Source organism: Psychrobacter sp. 16-MNA-CIBAN-0192 (assembly GCF_040309565.1).
In the GTDB taxonomy this organism is placed as follows: domain Bacteria; phylum Pseudomonadota; class Gammaproteobacteria; order Pseudomonadales; family Moraxellaceae; genus Psychrobacter.
This window is the reverse complement of the sequence record NZ_JBEOOX010000317.1, coordinates 1-267: the sequence shown is the minus strand read 5'-3', so window position 1 is coordinate 267 and position 267 is coordinate 1. Positions and strand designations below refer to the sequence as shown.

1 protein-coding gene is annotated in these 267 nt (G+C 65.9%); it reads right to left on the bottom strand.

All coding sequences use genetic code 11. From position 1 onward, the window contains the following. Nucleotides 1-267 (bottom strand): hypothetical protein (locus AAEY78_RS13390; protein WP_352339803.1); only part of this gene is annotated, 267 nt, incomplete at both ends.

Below are 267 nucleotides of genomic sequence, written 5' to 3'. Positions count from 1 at the left end.
ATGCAACACCAGCGGCGCCGGTTGCTGCTGAACGTGCGCCTTGACGGCGAGGCTGAAGGTGCGAGTGTCGTACACCTGACGTTCCAGGGGTTCGACCACCATGATGTAGGTGCTCCACAGGGCGAGTACGGCGGCCAAGGCGGGCCCATAGGTGCGCAGCCGCGAGCGGAACAATGCCAGTAGGGCCAGCACCTGCAGCACACCAAGCACGACGAAGATCAACGCAAGGTCGGCCAGCGGCTCCGGGTAACGCCGCCGCGCCACCAC